The 16761-nt window shown below is 60.6% G+C and carries 19 protein-coding genes, 1 tRNA gene and 1 pseudogene; 18 read left to right on the top strand and 3 right to left on the bottom strand.

Annotation, left to right across the window (positions count from 1 at the left end):
• Positions 1 to 4: 4 nt before the first annotated feature.
• Positions 5 to 232, bottom strand: a complete 228-nt coding sequence (locus tag ACPFMJ_RS06315) for a GDCCVxC domain-containing (seleno)protein (RefSeq protein ID WP_424362985.1) — start codon at positions 230 to 232, stop codon at positions 5 to 7.
• An 8-nt stretch (positions 233 to 240) separates the two neighbouring features.
• Positions 241 to 879: pseudogene (locus ACPFMJ_RS06310) on the bottom strand (mercuric transporter MerT family protein).
• A 71-nt stretch (positions 880 to 950) separates the two neighbouring features.
• Here ACPFMJ_RS06310 and merR point away from each other — a divergent pair.
• The 18 genes from merR (at position 951) to ACPFMJ_RS06220 (ending at position 14744) form a co-directional block, all read left to right on the top strand.
• Positions 951 to 1352: an Hg(II)-responsive transcriptional regulator gene (gene merR, locus ACPFMJ_RS06305; RefSeq protein WP_424363799.1), complete on the top strand. Its 402-nt coding sequence runs from the start codon at positions 951 to 953 to the stop codon at positions 1350 to 1352.
• A gap of 305 nt (positions 1353 to 1657) precedes the next feature.
• Positions 1658 to 1879, top strand: coding sequence for a hypothetical protein (locus ACPFMJ_RS06300; RefSeq protein WP_424362984.1), 222 nt, complete (start codon positions 1658 to 1660; stop codon positions 1877 to 1879).
• 207 nt (positions 1880 to 2086) lie between these two features.
• Positions 2087 to 2614: a hypothetical protein gene (locus tag ACPFMJ_RS06295; RefSeq protein ID WP_424362983.1), complete on the top strand. Its 528-nt coding sequence runs from the start codon at positions 2087 to 2089 to the stop codon at positions 2612 to 2614.
• Positions 2615 to 2766: 152 nt separating this feature from the next.
• The gene (locus ACPFMJ_RS06290; RefSeq protein ID WP_424362982.1) at positions 2767 to 3297 is read left to right on the top strand and encodes a hypothetical protein; all 531 of its coding nucleotides are present in this window, start codon (positions 2767 to 2769) and stop codon (positions 3295 to 3297) included.
• The gene (locus tag ACPFMJ_RS06285) at positions 3294 to 5060 is read left to right on the top strand and encodes a terminase gpA endonuclease subunit (RefSeq protein ID WP_424362981.1); all 1767 of its coding nucleotides are present in this window, start codon (positions 3294 to 3296) and stop codon (positions 5058 to 5060) included. Before ACPFMJ_RS06290 ends, ACPFMJ_RS06285 begins: the two co-directional genes overlap by 4 nt.
• A gap of 14 nt (positions 5061 to 5074) precedes the next feature.
• The gene (locus ACPFMJ_RS06280; protein ID WP_424362980.1) at positions 5075 to 5437 is read left to right on the top strand and encodes a hypothetical protein; all 363 of its coding nucleotides are present in this window, start codon (positions 5075 to 5077) and stop codon (positions 5435 to 5437) included.
• A gap of 71 nt (positions 5438 to 5508) precedes the next feature.
• Positions 5509 to 7317 (top strand): phage portal protein, encoded by a 1809-nt coding sequence (locus ACPFMJ_RS06275; RefSeq protein ID WP_424362979.1) that lies wholly within the window; start codon positions 5509 to 5511, stop codon positions 7315 to 7317.
• A 2-nt stretch (positions 7318 to 7319) separates the two neighbouring features.
• Positions 7320 to 8027 (top strand): HNH endonuclease signature motif containing protein, encoded by a 708-nt coding sequence (locus ACPFMJ_RS06270; RefSeq protein ID WP_424362978.1) that lies wholly within the window; start codon positions 7320 to 7322, stop codon positions 8025 to 8027.
• 1 nt (position 8028) lies between these two features.
• On the top strand, positions 8029 to 8358 hold the full coding sequence (locus ACPFMJ_RS06265; protein WP_424362977.1) for a hypothetical protein: 330 nt from the start codon (positions 8029 to 8031) through the stop codon (positions 8356 to 8358).
• Positions 8359 to 8375: 17 nt separating this feature from the next.
• A complete protein-coding gene (locus ACPFMJ_RS06260; protein ID WP_424362976.1) occupies positions 8376 to 8972 on the top strand; it encodes a hypothetical protein in 597 nt (198 codons plus the stop codon).
• A 21-nt stretch (positions 8973 to 8993) separates the two neighbouring features.
• The gene (locus tag ACPFMJ_RS06255) at positions 8994 to 9320 is read left to right on the top strand and encodes a phage tail assembly protein (protein WP_424362975.1); all 327 of its coding nucleotides are present in this window, start codon (positions 8994 to 8996) and stop codon (positions 9318 to 9320) included.
• A gap of 157 nt (positions 9321 to 9477) precedes the next feature.
• Positions 9478 to 10131, top strand: coding sequence for an HNH endonuclease (locus tag ACPFMJ_RS06250; protein ID WP_424362974.1), 654 nt, complete (start codon positions 9478 to 9480; stop codon positions 10129 to 10131).
• Positions 10132 to 12327, top strand: a complete 2196-nt coding sequence (locus tag ACPFMJ_RS06245) for a hypothetical protein (protein ID WP_424362973.1) — start codon at positions 10132 to 10134, stop codon at positions 12325 to 12327.
• 12 nt (positions 12328 to 12339) lie between these two features.
• Positions 12340 to 12756 (top strand): hypothetical protein, encoded by a 417-nt coding sequence (locus ACPFMJ_RS06240; protein WP_424362972.1) that lies wholly within the window; start codon positions 12340 to 12342, stop codon positions 12754 to 12756.
• A complete protein-coding gene (locus ACPFMJ_RS06235; RefSeq protein ID WP_424362971.1) occupies positions 12753 to 13745 on the top strand; it encodes a hypothetical protein in 993 nt (330 codons plus the stop codon). The genes ACPFMJ_RS06240 and ACPFMJ_RS06235 overlap by 4 nt, the downstream gene beginning before the upstream one ends.
• Complete coding sequence (locus tag ACPFMJ_RS06230; protein WP_424362970.1) at positions 13742 to 13942, top strand: hypothetical protein; 201 nt, start codon at positions 13742 to 13744, stop codon at positions 13940 to 13942. Before ACPFMJ_RS06235 ends, ACPFMJ_RS06230 begins: the two co-directional genes overlap by 4 nt.
• A gap of 3 nt (positions 13943 to 13945) precedes the next feature.
• Complete coding sequence (locus tag ACPFMJ_RS06225) at positions 13946 to 14311, top strand: hypothetical protein (protein ID WP_424362969.1); 366 nt, start codon at positions 13946 to 13948, stop codon at positions 14309 to 14311.
• A gap of 202 nt (positions 14312 to 14513) precedes the next feature.
• Positions 14514 to 14744 carry a hypothetical protein gene (locus ACPFMJ_RS06220; RefSeq protein ID WP_424362968.1) on the top strand — a complete coding sequence of 77 codons (231 nt, stop codon included), beginning with the start codon at positions 14514 to 14516 and terminating at the stop codon, positions 14742 to 14744.
• Positions 14745 to 16363: 1619 nt separating this feature from the next.
• Here the strand turns inward: ACPFMJ_RS06220 and ACPFMJ_RS06215 are convergent.
• A tRNA-Glu gene (locus ACPFMJ_RS06215) sits at positions 16364 to 16439 on the bottom strand.
• Positions 16440 to 16761 lie beyond the last annotated feature (322 nt).

The following is a 16761-nucleotide window of genomic DNA, read 5'->3' as shown; positions in this document are numbered from 1 at the left end:
TCTCTTACCCGCCAGAGCAACATTGGGCGGCGCGGCCATACTTTCGCGCTTCCTGTATCGGAGGGCATGGCACGTCGCCATAAGAGCAGAAGACGCAACAATCGCCGGCCCTGGGTTTTAGGAGCGTGCCGCAACTCTTGCATTCGTAGAAGAACTGGCAAGCGTCTGTGGGCATTGTCTCGGTTGATTGATGGCCACAGGACGGGCAGGTGAGGGTCGATTGAAGTTGCATAGCGCTTCCTACTCGACGCTCGCCGGATAGCCTGCTTCCGCCGTCGCCTTTACCAGCGCGTCGGCATTCGCCTTGTCGGGATCGAAAGTCACGGTTGCTGTCTTCGCGTCGAGATCGACCTTCACGCTCGCCACCCCCTGCACCTTTTCAAGCGCCTTCCTGACCGTAATCGGGCAGACGGAACATGTCATGTTCTGCACCTTGAGGATGACGGTTTGCGGCGTCCCGGCCAACGCGGCGAGTGGTGACAACGCGACCGCGACAGCAAGCAATGATCGACGCATGACGGGTTACTCCCTTCAATAGAACAGCGGCGCAAACCACGGCGTCGCCAGAAGACCTAGGAGCGGCACGGCTGTAATCCAGAAGGTCAGCCTTTGGCGCTTGGCTATGTGCGGACTGGCGCAAGCAGTTCCGGGCCTGCAAGTTTGCGGGACGAGGTAAAGGCGGCGGAACGCCAGACCGATAAAGAGTAGGGTCAGGCCTGCGAACAGCGGACGGTAAGGCTCAAGCGCTGTGAGATTGGCGATCCATGTCCCGCCGACGCCGAGCGTGAGCAAGACGAGCGGGCCGACGCAACAGAGGGAGGCGCCGATAGCGGCAGCCGTTCCCGCGATGAGTGAGGTTCTCGCGCTGAATCCCGTCATTTGGTCCTTCTGGATTTGCCCCACGATCCTAATCTAAACTCCGTAGTATGATACGGACTCAAGGGCTAATGATGCAGCGCGCAATGACGATTGGGCGGCTCGCGGCAGCGGCGGGCGTCAATGTCGAAACCATCCGCTACTATCAGCGGCGCGGATTGCTCGACGAGCCGCATAAGCCGTTTCGGGGCTACCGGCATTATCCTGACGACACGGTGAGGCGCCTCCGCTTTATCAAGCGGGCGCAGGCTTTGGGATTCACACTGGAAGAAATCGCCAGTCTCTTGCGGCTGGACGGCGCGGGTTGCTGCGCCGACACGCGCGAACTTGCCGCGCATAAGGTCGCCATGATCGAGCAAAAATTATCAGACCTCGCCGCGATGCGAGACGCCCTAACGGCCCTCATGCGCCAGTGTGAGGACGGGCAGGCCGAAGGGCCATGCCCGATTATTTCCGTCCTGGCGCGGAGTGAATGAAGTTTGTGCCAGGGCCGCCGCTACTCTCGACCTGCGGCCCTCAATCCAAGCAAAAGGGGCGCTCTCGCTCCCTGCGACAATCCGCCGCACCATGCCTAAAGTAACCCCGCCGAATTGCCCTACCCATACGGATAGTATATATAATTCCGCGGTTTGCGGTTGTGATCGGTCGCAACGTCAATAAGTCACAACATATCAAGGTCATAGCGACAGATAGCGCGGCGCTGAAAATGGCGATTGACGCAGCCCGAACGGGCAGTATTTTTCGAGCATTCGATTTCGACGCCGCCCGAGGAAGGCCATTGATGAATCTCGCAATTTCTGTCGCCGCCGGGCGGGATTTCGCTCGGGAAGCCGCCATCGCCGCTCGCCTTGCGCCGCTCGCCGTAGCCGCCACTGAGGCCGCCGCGAAGGTTCCGCAGCCGCAGTTGGCTCCGGCCGCTGTGAAGACCCTGGCCGCCAATGGCGAGACGGCCAACGCGATTGCGGCCTATTGCCCGCTCTGGCGCGCGTTCGCGATGCGCTGAAGCCATGGGAAACGCCCGCGCGCCTTCGATCGATCGCCCGGCCGGCGCGCTGGCGCAGTCGCCCGTTCGCGCTTCTGTGCCTTTCGGCGCGGACGGGCGGCGCTTCGTAATCGGGGGCGAATGATGGGCGGCGACATTCAAGTGCGTCTGGACACGTCGCAGTTCGAACAGCGCCTAGAGTTCGCGTCTCGCGAGGGAATTAACGCGATGCGCCGGGCCGTCGACAAGGCCGCCCGTTCGGCGAGGCGCGAGACAATCAAAACAATGGCCGCCGACATTGGCCGCCCGGCGAGCGCCTTCATGAAGTCGACGCCGCTCGTAAAGGCTTCGACGCAGGGCAACCTATCCGCGTCCTGGACCGTCACCAAAGCGAAGCTCGGCATTCTCGACACAGGCAAATTCACGCCGATCTTGTCCGCGCTTCGCGGCTCGTTTTCGGGCAGCACGTTCCGGCTCTCGGGCGGCGGCAGCGCGAGCCTGAATCTGCCGAAGGCATTCATCCTTTATGGAAATGGGGGCCGCGCGTTGATGGTGCGAACCGGGAAGGGGCGTGCGGCCATCAAGGCCGTTTACGCGGAGCATCCTGCAACGGGCCTCGGGACGGAAGGCGATGCGCCGCGCGTCACGTGGCAGAAAGTCGCCGAGCGCGAATTGAACGCAAACATTGGCGTGGAGCTTCAGCGCGCGTTCGATGGCGCCGCTGGCCCTTCGCCTTCGTCATTGGGAGGCGAATAAAGCAATGCGCGCCTCTCACCTCGCCCCCGCGCGACACTTCCCCCAGGCCTCGCGGGTCCTTCCGAGGGACCCCCAAAACACGCTGCGGCGCGCTGCCCGCATCTTTTTTATTGAAAAGCGCCAATTTTTCATCAGTGCCAAAGGGGCGGCGGATGCTTGAACTGCCTCCCGAGGCCGGCATTACGGAGATCGCCGAATATTGCGGCGTCTCCCGCGACCGCGCGAAGCGCGTTCTCGACCTTGCTGGCGTCAAGCGCGATAAATATCGCAAGTTCAAAACGGAACTCGCCCTTCAGGCAATCCAGGCATTTCTTGACACGTCCAAAGTCGCCGGCAATCATCTTGTCGGCAGGGGCAATGTCGACGCCCAAAACAATAACCTCGAAGCGCTCGCCGCCGCGCGCCAGCAAATCGAGCTTGTCCGCCTAGAGAAGATGCGTCTCGACGTTGAAAAGCGCTCGGGCAAACTTCTCGACAAGGATGAAACGCTTCGGGCCGTTCGCGACTTCAGCGCTCATGTCCGTTCGTCTCTTCTCGGCTTCCCGCAAAAGGTCTGCGCCGATCTTGTCGGCATTCAAGACGCCAGCGAGATTGCCCGCATCCTGTCCGATCGGATGCATGATGAGCTTGTCGAAGTTTCCGACGCCGCCGCCTTTTTCGACAAAGAGGTTTTCGGCGCATGAGCGACACGCGCAATACCGTCATGCTCGAACTCTTGCGTGGCATGGAGCCGCCCGAGCGGCTGCGGCCGAGCGAATTTGCAGAGCGGCATTTCATCTTGCCGCGTCAAAACAACGCCATGAGCGGGCGGCTGCGCCTCGAACCGCATCAAGCTGGATGGCTGGACGCCGTGGCGGAACCGGGCGTGCGCGAAGCTTACTTCATGTGCTCCGCACAGGTCGGAAAGTCCCTCTCGCTCGCCGCCCTTATCGCGTGGAGCATGGGCCGTGGAGGCGTCCACCTACTCATTCGCCCCGACACGGCGGATTGCGACTCCTACCTCGCGGAAACCCTTCGACCGCTTGTCGGGGCCTCGCCAACACTCAAAGATATTTTTGGAAAGCCGACCGCCAACGGCTACAGCGGCCCGGCCGCAGCCCTTGCGCTTGCATCGTCGCACAAGCCCTCTGCGCTCGCGGGCCGTTCCTGCCCGACAGTTGTCTGTGACGAATTGGATCGCTGCATTATGGCCACGCCCGAGGGCGAGCCCTATACGATCGCTAAGCGCCGCACGCATGTCTACAGGAACTCGCTTTGCGTCGCCGCGTCCACACCGACGTTCGCCGGAACGTCGCGGATTCACCAACACTACATGCGCGGCGACCAACGCAAGTGGTCTGTTCCGTGTTGCTGCGGAGAGGAATTCGTAATTGGGCCGGAATGCCTCCACCATCCCGAAGGCACGCCTGCCCGTGACGCGCACCTGGTTTGCCCTCATTGCGGCGTCCTGCATGACGAGGCCGCCAGGCTGCGCATGACCGCGAAAGGCCGTTGGCGCGCGACCGCCCAAGGCGAACCGGGCGTGATTTCGTTCTGGTTCTGTGAGCTAGCGTCGCCGTTCTCTTCTATCGAACGTGTTGCGCAAACCGTGGCAGGCGCAACAACGCTCGAATCTCGGAAGGCCGTCCAGAATCTTGTGTGGGGCGTTCCGTTCGAATCGACGGCCGAGATTGAAAATGACGCTTCGACGCTCACCGCTCGCGCGGAGCCGATCGAAGCGCCTTACGATCGAAGAATCGACTTCGTTACGTCATCTCTCGACGTGCAAAACGACCGGCTCGAAGTGATGTTTTGTGGCCATGCCGCCGACAACCGCAAGATCATTCTCGACCGCGTTGTTTTGAACGGAGACACAAGCGGCCATGCCGTCTGGCAACAGGCCGATGCGGTCACGCCCAGATCGTTCAAGCTGGAAGATGGGCGTGCACTTCAATCTTCCGTGACCTTCTGCGACGGCGGCTTTCAGACCGAAATGGTTGCGCGCTTCGTCATGTCGCAACGCGCCAAGGGACGCCGCGCCTATATCACGTTTGGCCGTTCCGGCTGGAACCGGCCGGCCGTGAGGGAAGGGCAGAAGGTCAAGGGCCTTTTGCGCGGGCTCATCATTGGCGTCGACAATCTGAAGTTGAACGTCACGAAGGCGCTGACGAACAGCGACGCAGCCGCGCCCAGTTACATCCACCTTCCCGCGCATCTCGACAGCGACGCATTCGATCAACTCGCGAGTGAAAGCCTCTCGATTACTTATCGGCGCGGCTTCCCGGTCTATGCCTGGACGAAGCAGCCGCACGTTCGAAACGAGATGCTGGACTTGCTTGTTTTGAACTTCGCCGCCGCGACGCTCGTCAAAGGCCGGGCGGTCTCGGGGAACAGCAACAAGAAATCTCAACCCTCAATCGCGGAACGCGCCGCTCGCCTTCAGGCGATGGTGAACGCGAAGAACTAAAGGAACAAAGCACCATGGCACGCCGTAGCGAAGCGGAAACGCTGGCCGAAGACCGGACTCGCATCCTGGCCATTCTCGAAAGCCCGGAAGGCCTCGCGCGCCCCGCAAGCGCGCGCAAGTGCGCGCTCGTCATGGGGTTGAGCGTCGAGATGTCGCTCGATTTCCTTCGGGGACTGCCCGTCGAGAGCGCCTTTGCGGCTGCGATGCAGACCGAGGGTCCGATCGGGATTGGCGCCGCCATGGGCGGGCCTGTCGCTGGCGACGCCAAGACCAGGCGCCTTGCGGAAATCAAGCAGGCCGGCGCCGCCCATTCTCTCGCGAAGGGGTATATCTCGCCTGAGAAAGCAGCCGCTCGCGGCGTTAAGGTGAGCGTCTAGCCATGGCGCGCGCTCCCAAACGATCGCAGGTCGCAACAGTCCAGGCTGTTGCGTCGGCTGCAACCAAGAAAATGGGCGTTCCCGCCGCAGCCGGCGGCGCCTTCGCGCCCCTCGCTCCGAGGGCGGACTTCACGTCCGGTTCTGACGGCCGCGTGCGCCAGACCTGGGGCCGCTATCTCGGAAACGGCCCCATGGGCTTCAGTCCGATTGGCTGGAACCCCTGGGGCGGCATGACCTATCCGCTTGTCGGAGGCAAGCCTGCCCGCGAGTCCCTGAAGGCCGCCGCGATTGTTGGGGACCTAATCACGTCCAACCCCACGCTTTCGACGATCGTCGAAACGATCGTGACGCACGCGGTAGGGACGGGGTTGACCCTTTCCGCCAAGCCCGACGCTCGCGCGCTTGGCATTTCCGACGCCGCCGCGCGCTCGATTGCCGATCAGCTTGAAAGGAAGTTCGCGGATTGGGCGAACGATCCCTACAGCGTCGACAAGTCGGGCCGATTCACGCTCACGGATTATGCGCAGCTTGTCATGCGCACCTATGTCATGACCGGCGAATGTTTTGTCGCCTTCGACTGGCAGGGCCGCCCCCGCGCGTCGACGAAGACATGCCTTCAGGTTCTCGACAATCTGCAAATCGCTCTTGATGTGACGATGCAGATGGACGGCGAGCGCCACGTCTTTCAGGGAATCGTCTTTAACCGTGACGGCCGGTTCCTTGGCGTCATGGCGCGGCGCATGCCGATCGGGAGCTTCGTGCAAACGAGCCCGCAGCCCGAGTTTATCCCTGCCTACACGTCTTGGGGCCGCTCGCGGATTGAGCACCTGTTCGCGCCCGTCGACCCCCGGCAAGTTCGCGGATTGAGCCCGCTGGTCGCGGCGTTGTCGGCGATGTTGGAACGGGAAAGCCTATCAGAGTTCGAGGTCGTTGCGGCGCTGCTTCAGACTCAGTTCGGCATTTCGCTTGAAAGCCAACTTCCCGCCGCCCAGGCTGCCGGGGCGCTTTCGGTTTCTGACGAGCTTTCAACAAACGACGGCTATCTGAAGCTCAAAGAAGGCTGGTATGGCGAGAACAAGATTCGGTTGGAACCGGGACAAGTCGCCATGCTCGCGCCCGGCGACAAGCTCGCGTTTCACAGAAACGAGCATCCGAATTCGACGTTCGCGGACTTCGACAAATCGCTTGCCAATCGAGCCGCACGCGCCGCTGGCGTCGAAGCCGCAGACGTTCGCGGCGACTACAGCGACGTAAATTTCAGCGCCGCGCGCATGGCCAACGAAGCGCCATATCGCCTCAACCTGATGCGCCGCAAGGCCATCGTTGAGCGCTTCTACCAGGTCACTTTCGAAAACTTGGTCGAAGAATGGATCGAGTCCGGGCAGATTGCATTGCCAGACGGCACGCCGCCTTTCCAGGAAAACCGCCGCGCCTACACGGCTGCGTCATGGTTTGGCTTTGGACGCATCCAGCCCGATCCCTACCGGCAGATGAAGACCGATGTGGAGGGCCTTCAGGCTGGCGTCGTGACGCTTTCCGAAGTGCTCGCCGAACGCGGCGTCGACTTCGAACGTCATGTCGAAGCGCTCGCCCATGAAGTGAAGGTCATGGAGGGAATGGGGCTTCAGCATCCCTTCACAGTCGCGGTCGATGCCGCCGAAGGCGAGCCGGATTTTGACGAGCGGAAGTTCGAGGGCGAAATGCCGATCGCGCCCGCAAAGGAACCGGCGAAGCGCCGGAAGGTGAAGGCATTCGCGGTTGAGCACGGGACCGACCGGCGCGGGATGTCGACCGTCGAATACGTCCCGCCATCGCGCGTGCGGCCGATCTATGAGGCGGAAGACGAGCGCCTGTCCGATGACGAAATCTTGGGGCTGTAACTATGAACGCGCCAGTTACCAATCTCGACAAGCTGTTTGACGAAGCGACGCCGATCGTGTCGCGTGCGGACGCTAAGGCGCTTGGCTTGAAGCGATATTTCACAGGGAAGCCGTGCAAACGTGGGCACGTCGCAGAGCGGTTTGTGAGCGTCAGGACTTGCGTCGATTGCAAAATTCGCGACAGACCTAAGTCCTGGGGAAACTTCTATTTCAGGCATAAGGATTCGCTTCTTGATAAACGGCGCGCTCAATATGCCGCGTCCCCGGAGAAACACAGAAACGCCAGCCGCGCGTGGGCGTCGAAAAATCGCGATAAGGTCCGTGACAGAGATCGTATGTATGCCGCAAACAACCCCGAAAAGGTTCGGCATAAATGGGCGAAGCGCCGCTCCCGCAAGCGCCTCGCCATCATACACACCGACGCGGCGAAGCATCGTAAGTCTCTCGCCAAGCGCGGCGGAAATTGCTTCTACTGTGGTGAGTATACGTCGCGCTATGAGCAGCACGTCGACCATCTGATTCCGTTGTCGCGCGGCGGCCCGGAGGCGGCAATCAACCTTGTTAGGTCATGCCCGGCTTGCAATCTGAGCAAGAACGATAGGTTGCCAAGCGAATGGGCCGGATTGCCTGAGAAGAACAAGGCCGCCGTTCTCAATCGTGAACTTGATGCGGTTGAGTGGAACAACGCGCAAATCTTAGGAGACAACTAACATGGCGTTCAACCGCCCTCCGCTTTCAAGCGGATGCAACTCGCAACCGGGCCAGGGCACGCCCACGGCCATCAGTGACGCGGACGCTTGCGCATATCTGCCGCAGCTTCGCGCGGCCTATTACGCCTTGCTCGCCGGCTCTCAGACGCAACGCGTTCGCTATGGCGAGCAAGAGATTTCTTACTCGCGCGGCAACGTCGAGTTGCTGCGCGCTGAGGTGCGCAGATTGGAAACCCTGTGCGGCGCAGGCGGCGGAACCGCCCGTGCAATCCGCGCGGGCGGCTACCGCCCTTATCCCTATCCGGGCCGGCGCTTTGGCTGGCCCTATTAATCGAAGGATCAAACACAATGGCGAACATTCGCTACTCGCCCGAACAGCTTGCCGCCGGAGTGCGAGCGCTCAAGTCGGAAGCCGTCATCAGCGGCGCCGCCACCCCCAAGGCCGCATTCTGCGAAGCCATGGGCGTTGACGAGCGCACGGCCGTCCTTCCCGATTTCATTCAGGAAGCGTGCCGGGCCGCCGAGAAGCCGAACCGCGAGCGTCGGGCCTATGCTGCCGCCGTCGCCGGTCTGCCTGAAGCGGCGGAGCGTCCGAAGGCCGCTGCGCGGATTGCGCAGATTCACGACGCCAAGTCGCTCCCATTGCATCGCGCATCCGCGTTGCTCGCGTCTCTGCCGAGCGAGGCGGCGGAAGCTCGCGAGGCTGAAATCAAGGCCGCCGAACAGCGCCGGGCGCAAGCGGAATCGCAGGGGCCTCAAAGCCTCAAGCGCCGCGTCGAGATTCGCGTCGCGGCCCTGTCCCTCCGCGCCGACAAGGGCGACGAAGGTGCGCGCTCCGAACAGCGCAAGCTGCAATACGCGATGAGCATTGTTGCGCAGTCACCCTCGACGCCGCTCTCCACCGCGTTGACGCTCGCGGGCGCCAACGTCGCCGCCATTCGCTAACTTCAAAAGGACTAAACGACCATGACCGATATCGTCTCGACTATCAAACTCGCGAAGCCGATCCAGACTCACAAGGGCGCTGTCGACACGCTCGAATTGAAAGAGCCGACCGCACGTCTCTATGTCGCGCACGGCTCGCCCTTCGAAATCACGACGAAGGATAACCAGGTTTCCTTCGTCTACAACGACAAGGCGACGATGGCTTTTGCGGCGGAGATGACGGGACACGATGAAATCATTCTCGGCGCTCTCGCGGCCCGCGACTGGCTGAAGTTGCGGACGAAAATCACTGACGTGATTCTTGGCGTGCTGGGAACTGACGGCCCTTTCGAATTGCAGAACGGCTGATCGCCGTCATGCTCGCGGACCTTCGCATTGATCCGTTCACGATCGAACGAATGACCTTCAGCCGAATGATCCGTTACGTCGAAATGGTTGGCAAACTGAACAAGGAACGCGCAGCGCCTTAGCGCGCCGCGCGCCTTCATAGGGATAGGAAATGGGCGTGAGCGCGGAGATTATTTATCTCGACAAGGTGTTTGACGAAGCGACGCCGCGCGTCACTCTAGCAGACGCTCGTGCGCTTGGCTTAAAGCGATATTTCACGGGAACGCCGTGCAAACAGGGCCATGTTGCGGAACGGTATTTGAGTAGCAACTGTGTAGAATGTGTGAGCGTGGACGCTGCGAAATGGCATGCTGAAAATCCTGAAAAAGTGCAAGAGAAACTTAAAAAATATCGTTCGAACAATCGCACGGTGTTGCGCGAACGCGATGCAAAGAGGGCTCGCGACAACCCCGGAAAGGTGAATGCCAAGAACGCACGCCGTCGCGCTCGAAAGCGCCTCGCAATCGTAACTCGCGACGCCGACGCCATCATGCGCCAAATCTCAAATGAGGGCGGCAAATGCTTCTATTGTGCGGTTGACCTTCTGCCATTCGAGGGCCACGCGGAACATATAATTCCGTTGTCGCGTGGCGGGCCTCATGCGGAACTTAATTTGGTCCTGTCGTGCCCTCGTTGCAACATTGGCAAGCATGATCGTTTGCCAAGCGAATGGAGTCGATTGCCGAAAAGGCATGCCACGCGAGCCATCGCACGTGAGCGTGAAATTATCGAATGGAACGACGCCCAAATTCTCGGGCTAGGAGACTTTTAAATGGCGAATGCTCAAGTTACAGCGATCGTGACGGCAGAGGACCACGCCTCTGCGGTCCTGAAAGCAATTGCAAAACTCGCGCAGCAGGTTTCGAAGGAACTCGACAACTCAGGCAAGTCCGACCTTGCGCGCCAGTTCGCGGCGGCCGAACTCGCCGCACGCGGGAACGTCTCGACGCTTTCCCGCATGAAAAGCGTCATCAAGGAAATCACGGCTTCCGTCGCGACCCTCGCAGCCGGATGGGCGGCTGTCAAAATCCCGGAAGTGACGAAGGCGGCTCTTGAGGCCGGGGCGCACCTTCAGCATGAAGAAATCGCGTTGCGCGTCGCAGGCATTCCGGCCTTGGAGCTTGAGGCCGCGAAGCGCCAGATTCACGACTTGCAGCTTTCCCTTCCCATCATCTCGACTGAGAAGGGCCTTGAAGTCTTCAAGGAACTTCGTTCGGTTCTAAAGGACGTGCACGAAGTCCCGCACATGCTGCCGGCGCTCTTGAGGGCGAAGGCGGCTCTCGACGCGGCGGACCCCACGGGCGGAAGCTCCCATGGCCTTGGTTTCCTTGTGAAGGGCGCGGAAGTCGCGGGCATTGCGCAAAACCCGGAACGCTTCGCGGCGTTCATGGATGCGAGCGTGCGCGCAATGCAGGTCATGGGCCGCACGATCAACCCGGAGCAAATCTTCGAAGTCCTGAAGTATGAGAAATCCAGCGCGTCGCAATTGAGCGACCGCTTCCAGGTGACGACGGCCCTGTCCCTGTCTCAGGAACTCGGGGGCTCTACAACGGGCCAGGCCGTCGACCAGTTTGTGAGGCAGATCATCGGCGGCTTTCAGGGGAACCTTCACGCGGCTGCAAAGGAATTCGTCTCTCTTGGCCTTGCGAGCGCCGACGATTTCCTGAAGACCAAGACGGGCGAGATTAAAGGCATGCTCCCCGGCCGCAAGGTCACGGGCGCCGATCTCGCGCAGACGGACCCGGATAAGTGGGTGCTGCAATATCTGGTTCCGGCGCTAAAGGCCCATGGCTTCGCGGACGAACAGGCTCAAATCGCGGAAATCCGCCGGCTGTTCCCCGCCGGCCGCGCAGCGGACCTCGTTTCGAAGATCGTCACGCAACACGAAAGCTTCGAAAATCACGCGAAGCTCTATGAGGCCGCCGAAGGGCTGAAAGCAGTCGACTCCTATTCGAAAGACGCCGCCGCTTCGCTCGCGTCCCTGCAAACGTCTCTGAAGGATATCGGCGCCGTCGCGACGGAACCGCTCATGGCGCCCGTTGCCGGCAAGCTTCAGGAATGGGCCGCCAAGATCAATGGGCTGAAGCTCAATCTCGCGGACTGGATTGCAAGCCATCCGAAAGAGGCCCCCATTGCCGCCGCCACCATCCCGGCGCTTGGCATAGGGGGAACGGCGCTCGCGACATGGGGCGGCTGGAAAGGGCTCAAGGCGCTTCTAGGCGGGGCTGCGCTCGATTCATCTGCCGTGGCGCTCACGGGCTCCGCTGCCGCTCTCACTGAGGCCGCCGCGCTCTTGGGCGGGAAGGGCGTTGCGGCGGGCGCCGCAGCGGCCGGGGGCCGCGTCATCCAGGGGGCAGGGGCCGCCTCGGGCGCCATGGCTTCAGCCGCAGCCGGGGCTGGCGCATCGGCCGGGGCTGGCGTGACGGCCGGCTCCGTTGCGGCAGTCGGCGGGGCGATTATCGGAACGGCCGCCGTCGCGGCTGCTATCCCATATGCGGTCGACGCCCTGGATAAGAAGGGATTGCTCCCGCACGTCGACGGCGAGCATTTTTTCAACCCGCACGAATCCGCGCGGAAGGTCCTTGAGCGCATGCGCTTCAAAACGGAATCGCCGTCCTTCTCGAATGTGTTCGAACATTACAGGCGCCCGGCATTTGCGGAATCGTCTCTGCCGCAGAACTTGAAATGGTTCGGCAAGGACGCCGCGCCGGCAGGCCCGCAACATGTCGACGTTGGCGTGCAAGGGACCGTGACCGGCGAGGCGACGCTGATGAATCGCATCGTGGTTGAACCGTCGCCGTTGCTCACGGCCATCGTGAAGGAGGCGCAACAGGCAAAGGTGACGCTACAAGGCGCGCTTGGCCGGTCAATGCCTTCGAACTCTGGCGTTGTGCCTCGCGCGACGCCACACGCGCCGCTCGGCATGGGCTCGGGCGGCTTTGGTTTTGGCGTGGCCGGCACGAAATAATTGGAGGCCGTTATGTCTTACGTAAATCCACCCAACTTCAAGCAGGCGATGGCGTCGCTCGCCGGAACGATCGATGCAACCTTCGGCGAGTCGATTCGAATTATCCCGTGCACGTCGCGGCCGAACTTCCCGACTGAGGCGCACGAAGACAAAGCCGTCATTGTGCAAGGCGTCTTCACGGCGAAGCCGGAACTCGTCATGCGCTCGAACTCCATCGCCCACAAGGGCGCGGAACCGGCGGCCCTTGTCGAGTCGCGCGTTCCCATCTTTTCGTTCGCTCGCGCTCAACTCCCATGGGCAATCAATCGTGGCGACCGCATTCAAAGGTCATGTGACGGCTCTCAATATGAAATAACTCGAATCGAGGCGGATGTTACCTCGCAACGCATTACCTGCCACGTTGTAGAGTTGGGGGTTATGAGTCAATGACGAAAAAGGGAAAGCCGTCTCAGGAACGGCCCGGCTACATCTACATGATTGAGTGTCGCGCGCCGGGAGAAGCGTTTGGCAAGGTGTATGTCGGCCAGACTGTAAATGAAGAGTCGCGTTTGGCGAACCATCTAAGCGGACGATTGTCAAACAAGGCGCTGTCGGCTGACGTTTGCCTTTATGGGGATGAAGTCTTCGTAATTCATCGCGGCGTGATTCCGTATTACACCGCAGACGAACTTGATGTAGCTGAGTTCGCAGAAATAAAGTTGCAGCGCGAAATGCGCGGCGCGCAGATGGTCTACAATGTCGCCCATGGTGGTGGTCGCCACCCGATCATAGCTGCCGCCCGTATAAGCGCGGCGCGATCTTCAGAAGATAAGAGCGCTGCTGCGCGAAAGCGAGCCGTGACGATGGGTTTTGATCGTCTGAGCGATTGTATGCGCAAGGCCAAGGAACGCATGGGGCCGGAGCGTCTCAAGGAAGCGTCCCGCAAGCGACAGGAAACGATGGGGTTTGATGGACGCCGGGCGCAAGTGCGCAAGGCAAATGAAAACCTTGGTCCAGAAGGCAGAAAGGCTCGATCGCGCAAAGCAATGGAGACAATGGGGTTAGAAGGCCGCCGTGATCGCGCACGTCGACGCGTGGCCTCTATGGGGCCTGAGCGTCTAAAGGATGTGTCGCGCAAGGCGAGAGAGACATTAGGGCCTGAAGGGCGCAGCGCACTCGCGCGCAAGCGTGCTGAAAATTTGGGTTTGGGGCGACTTCAAGAAATTTGGCGCAAAGGCCGAGCGACGTTAGGCGTTGAAGGACAAAGAGACGCCAATCGCAAAAACTCAGAGACGAAGCGCGCCCTCGCCATCATTGGCTTCCGTTCAAAGGCGGAGATGGCACGCTGGTATTGCGCAGCGCGCGCGGCCGAGCTTTCGAACACTCTGAGCAACTTGCGCGCACGCGCCGTTGACCTCGAACTAGGACTAACCGCATGAACAGCCTGCTTCTCTCCGCTGCGCTTGGCCTGGCCCTCGCCGATACGAGCATGGTCGCTTTGGGCGTTCCTCCCTTAGCCGCAACGCTTCTCGTCATACCAATGGGCCTCGCCGCCTATCTCGCGCTCTGCTTTTTCGTCGGCTGCGTCCGAGGCGCCCGCGAGGCTTTCCGTCTTTCCTTCAGCAAGGACCGCTAACCGATGGCCGCTCTATCCCGCGCACGCCCGACGCCCGTTCGTTCCCAATATCTTTCGCGCGCAAGAGGCCAGGCCCGCGACCTTTCAGACCTCGCCCTTGTCGCTCTCGGGCCGGCAATCGCCCAACTGCGCGAGGCGCAAAACGGCATGCACGCGACCATGTTGCTTGCCGACATGATCCCGCCGCACATGCACGCGCCGCTTGCACGCTACGCCGTGCAACACAGCGCCATGTTTGACGGCGAGATTATCGCCGCCGTCATCTCTTATGTGGGATGGGAGGCCCTTGCGCGATTGATCGGCGAAATGGCGACTGAGGCCGCCTTCACGCGGTTCGTGCTGCCAGTGCAAAACGCGATTGTCCCCTAACAGGGCTACTCCCGCGCAATCGTGGGAGATATGGGCGGGACAGGCGACCGTGGATGTAACGGCGCCCCGCCCATTTAATTTGTCATGACATACAAAAGTAAATGTCATGACTTGCGTGCGCATGTTGCTACAGAAGTATAGTATTGACACGCGCATGTTTTGATGTTGTCCTTGCTCTCTCTTAACATAGCAAGGTAACAACATGCGCCATATCATCGCGTCATCATCATATCTTTTCGATGGATTCAAATGCGTCGATACGCTCTATCGCGAGGCCGGCGGCTATGTGCTGCGCGAGACGAGCGAAGACCCTGAGAGCCCCGAGGAATGGAGTGGCTACACGTCAGACGATGCGACGCATTTCCTTTCGCACGCGCCGGACGTGATCTTTCACAAGCCCGTGGTTGTGGCTTTCGAGCGGGGGCCATCATGAAACCCCGCTACGACCGCGCCGCCATCATGCGCGATGCGCACAAGCGCTATAGGGACGGGAAGCGCCTGGGGCTCGGATGGAGTTTTGGGCGTTGCCTGTCGACGGCCTGGCAGGCCGCGAAGATGCGACAAGAGGGGGTGCGGTATATGGCGGCTGCGCTGCCGATGAAAAAGTATGCGCGGCAATGTCAGGCAGAAACCGCGAGTGTTAATGCCTTTTGGGCCTGTCAGACCCATGCCCCTTGTGCTCGCTCAAAGGCTCATCCGCAAAATGAATCACTTCTCCGGTCTCCAACATGGTGACCCGCTCTGTGTAACGATCGCTCTCGCGGTCAAGGGTTCGTTCATGGCGGGCAACAGCGTTGCCTTTGCTCCGTTGCGGAACCAACCCCGTGAGTGTTTTGATGAACCATCCTTTCGTGCGGCTAAATCCTGCGCGCACGCCTGTTGCTTTGAGGGTAGGCAGAATTCGAACCGTCTCGGTTAGTGTGACCGCATAGGTTCGACTCGTAGACCCGCACCTTGGGCAAGGCGTTCGTTCGGAGGGGTTAGCTCCGCAGTCTTCATTCAGAACGAGTCGACATGTGCGGCATAGCACATGTTCTAAATTCGCTTCCGACATAAGGGTCCCATCCTCTCGGGGTGCCGCAGCGGCCTATCGTAGAACTCCCCAAGCTCGTAATTCAGTTTCAATTGCCGCGATGTATCGTTTGCATTCGTCTTTGGTGGCGATTTTCGCTCTATGGGCTAGGTGGTTTCGCGCCCGTAGACCTTCCTCCACCAAGTCGAAATCAACCCAGGTAATTTTCGTTTTTGAAGCCCCCATTTTACCGCCAAGTGGGGGCAGCTCCAAGCTGTCTTTCTTAGTTCTGCAAGGGTATATGCCTTCATTTATGAAATGCCTCAAAGTATCATCCAAGGAACAGTATGCTAAAACAAGCGGAAGATTATAGAACTCAGTTGGGGGCGTTTCGACAACGAACGCTCCTGATGTTGCGTAGCATCGGCTCCAATTGACGAAACTTCTAATGGTTGTCCATTGCTGTTCGATATCATCCTTGGCGGACTGGCTGATCATTAGCTTTTGAAGACGCCTTGTCGGAGCGGAAGCCAAGTATCCCCTTCTGGCGGCTGCACTTCAAGCGCGAACGTCCCTCTTTTCCCCACTGATGAAACCGATTCGATCAGCGGCCAGCTAAGCGAGCCTACAGAGGCGCTGGTTACGGCGCGGCGTCGGCGCCTATCGCCCCATTCCACCCGCCTGATGCTGCGACCAATCCGGCCGAACGTCGCTTGGTCGTGCGCCGCATGCCTGACAGCGCAACCGGCGCTTGAGTGACGGAACTTCGATCGAACCGGCCAGGCCCGACATGTCGACGCTCTCGCGACGGCCGCAACCGCATTCCACGGCGACGGCGCGAACGCCAAGGCTGCGCATGTTCGCAAGGTCCATAGCCGGGCCGTTGTAGCGGGTTGTGGGAGGCATGGGCGGGGAGTTTAGGTCGCTCGGGCCTTGGTCGCCAAGATCGGGGCGCGACCGTCTCTGCATTCAATCTGGACTAAAACCGGACTAAATGCCTTGCCGAACTAAGCGCTTAGCGCGTAACTCTTTGATTTCGTTGGCGCGCCCAAGGGGATTCGAACCCCTGTTTTCGCCGTGAAAGGGCGACGTCCTAGGCCTCTAGACGATGGGCGCGTGGCCGGCGCCGCCGAGCGGCGCGGGCGAGGGCTGTATAGAGGGGCGCGGGGCGCAAGACAAGGGGCCTTTACGCGCTTTCCTCAGGCGAGAAAGCTGCGCCCGCGCCGCTCATCGGCGCGCTCACACGCCCCACTTGACGATTTCGTAGGCGTAGAGCGCGATGCGGGTCGCATAGATGCCGACCAGCGCAAAACCGAAGGCTTTCACCGTGATCCACAGATAGGCACACGGTTATTGTTTCGTGGTGTCCTCAAGCGTCCAGATAGTCCCCATAAAACTAGGGGGTTATGCTGAAAGCTGTCTTTCTCTGTCGCCATTT

The sequence above is a fragment of the Methylocystis parvus genome (assembly GCF_049675845.1).
GTDB lineage: Bacteria > Pseudomonadota > Alphaproteobacteria > Rhizobiales > Beijerinckiaceae > Methylocystis > Methylocystis parvus_A.
This window is presented reverse-complemented; position numbering and strand designations above follow the sequence as displayed.

Excerpts from the sequence above, each read along its gene's own strand:
- ACPFMJ_RS06315 (WP_424362985.1), bottom strand. The coding sequence starts at position 232 with ATGCAACTTCAATCGACCCTCACCTGCCCGTCCTGTGGCCATCAATCA.
- ACPFMJ_RS06255 (WP_424362975.1), top strand. The coding sequence starts at position 8,994 with ATGACCGATATCGTCTCGACTATCAAACTCGCGAAGCCGATCCAGACT.
- ACPFMJ_RS06265 (WP_424362977.1), top strand. The coding sequence starts at position 8,029 with ATGGCGTTCAACCGCCCTCCGCTTTCAAGCGGATGCAACTCGCAACCG.
- ACPFMJ_RS06245 (WP_424362973.1), top strand. The coding sequence starts at position 10,132 with ATGGCGAATGCTCAAGTTACAGCGATCGTGACGGCAGAGGACCACGCC.
- ACPFMJ_RS06285 (WP_424362981.1), top strand. The coding sequence starts at position 3,294 with ATGAGCGACACGCGCAATACCGTCATGCTCGAACTCTTGCGTGGCATG.
- ACPFMJ_RS06270 (WP_424362978.1), top strand. The coding sequence starts at position 7,320 with ATGAACGCGCCAGTTACCAATCTCGACAAGCTGTTTGACGAAGCGACG.
- ACPFMJ_RS06240 (WP_424362972.1), top strand. The coding sequence starts at position 12,340 with ATGTCTTACGTAAATCCACCCAACTTCAAGCAGGCGATGGCGTCGCTC.
- ACPFMJ_RS06290 (WP_424362982.1), top strand. The coding sequence starts at position 2,767 with ATGCTTGAACTGCCTCCCGAGGCCGGCATTACGGAGATCGCCGAATAT.
- ACPFMJ_RS06230 (WP_424362970.1), top strand. The coding sequence starts at position 13,742 with ATGAACAGCCTGCTTCTCTCCGCTGCGCTTGGCCTGGCCCTCGCCGAT.
- ACPFMJ_RS06275 (WP_424362979.1), top strand. The coding sequence starts at position 5,509 with ATGGGCGTTCCCGCCGCAGCCGGCGGCGCCTTCGCGCCCCTCGCTCCG.
- ACPFMJ_RS06260 (WP_424362976.1), top strand. The coding sequence starts at position 8,376 with ATGGCGAACATTCGCTACTCGCCCGAACAGCTTGCCGCCGGAGTGCGA.
- ACPFMJ_RS06300 (WP_424362984.1), top strand. The coding sequence starts at position 1,658 with ATGAATCTCGCAATTTCTGTCGCCGCCGGGCGGGATTTCGCTCGGGAA.
- merR (WP_424363799.1), top strand. The coding sequence starts at position 951 with ATGCAGCGCGCAATGACGATTGGGCGGCTCGCGGCAGCGGCGGGCGTC.
- ACPFMJ_RS06295 (WP_424362983.1), top strand. The coding sequence starts at position 2,087 with ATGCGCCGGGCCGTCGACAAGGCCGCCCGTTCGGCGAGGCGCGAGACA.
- ACPFMJ_RS06220 (WP_424362968.1), top strand. The coding sequence starts at position 14,514 with ATGCGCCATATCATCGCGTCATCATCATATCTTTTCGATGGATTCAAA.
- ACPFMJ_RS06235 (WP_424362971.1), top strand. The coding sequence starts at position 12,753 with ATGACGAAAAAGGGAAAGCCGTCTCAGGAACGGCCCGGCTACATCTAC.
- ACPFMJ_RS06280 (WP_424362980.1), top strand. The coding sequence starts at position 5,075 with ATGGCACGCCGTAGCGAAGCGGAAACGCTGGCCGAAGACCGGACTCGC.
- ACPFMJ_RS06225 (WP_424362969.1), top strand. The coding sequence starts at position 13,946 with ATGGCCGCTCTATCCCGCGCACGCCCGACGCCCGTTCGTTCCCAATAT.